The 1137-nt window shown below is 62.1% G+C and carries 2 protein-coding genes; both read left to right on the plus strand.

Features of this window, described 5'->3' with window-relative positions; translation table 11 throughout:
* On the plus strand, nucleotides 1-620 hold a 620-nt coding region (alc, locus tag CDV46_RS20480; RefSeq protein ID WP_140413442.1), incomplete at its 5' end, for an allantoicase.
* An 80-nt stretch (nucleotides 621-700) separates the two neighbouring features.
* Nucleotides 701-1137: ureidoglycolate lyase (locus tag CDV46_RS20485; protein WP_087724662.1), on the plus strand; the 437-nt coding region annotated here is incomplete at its 3' end.

The following is a 1137-nucleotide window of genomic DNA, read 5'->3' on the forward strand; positions in this document are numbered from 1 at the left end:
TGCAAGGCAACTCGCACCACTACCACGACATCACCAGCCAGCGCCCGGCCACGCACGTGCGTGTGAACCTGTATCCGGACGGTGGTCTCGCGCGCCTGCGCCTGTACGGCTTGCCGCAAAGCGACTGGAACAATCGTTCACGCGACGAGTTGATCGACCTGATCGCGATGGAAAACGGCGGCTACGTCGTCGCGGCGAACAACCAGCACTTCGGCTTGGCGTCGAACCTGTTGATGCCGGGCCGTGGCGTGAACATGGGGGATGGCTGGGAGACGCGCCGTCGTCGTGAGCCGGGTAACGACTGGGCGATCATCGCGTTGGCGCAGCCGGGCGAGATCGGCAAGATCGAAGTCGATACTGCGCACTTCAAGGGCAACTTCCCGGACCGCTGCTCCATTCAGGGCGCGTACGTCACGGGCGGCACTGAGCAGTCGTTGATCACGCAGTCCATGTTCTGGCCCGTGTTGTTGCCTGAGCAGAAGTTGGCGATGGACAAGCAGTTCTTCTTTGAAGAGCAGATTCAGAAGCTGGGTGCGATCACGCACATCCGGTTCAACATCATCCCGGACGGGGGCGTGTCGCGCCTGCGCCTGTGGGGCCGGTTGGGCGGGAAGCAGTAAGCAAAAGACAGCGTGCAACTGCCGCCCGGAGCGTCGGGCGGCGAGTGCGCGAGTGGATAAAACAAGAAGGAGAGCGTGATATGGCGGGTCCGGCATTGAAGATAGAGCGATTGACGCGTGAGTCGTTTGCGGCGTTTGGCGACGTGATCGAGTTGGCGGGGGCGAAGCATTTCGCGATCAATGGCGGGACGACTGAGCGGTATCACGATCTGGCGACGGTCGATCTGGGGCCCGAGGGTGGCCGCACGTTGGTCAACGTGTTTCGAGGTCAGCCGCGCACCTTGCCGTACGAGGTGAAGATGTTGGAGCGTCACCCGTTGGGCAGTCAGGCGTTCATCCCGTTGAAGACCTTGCCGTATTTGGTGGTGGTCGCTCCGGCGGGCGAGTTGGACGTGGGCCAGATGCGAGCGTTCGTCTCGGATGGTTGGCAGGGCGTGAATTATGCACGTGGTGTGTGGCATCACCCGTTGTTGGCGTTGCATGAGGTGAGCGACTTCATCGTGGTGGACCGGGGTGG

It is taken from the genome of Pandoraea sp. PE-S2T-3 (genome assembly GCF_002179965.1).
Lineage (GTDB): Bacteria > Pseudomonadota > Gammaproteobacteria > Burkholderiales > Burkholderiaceae > Pandoraea.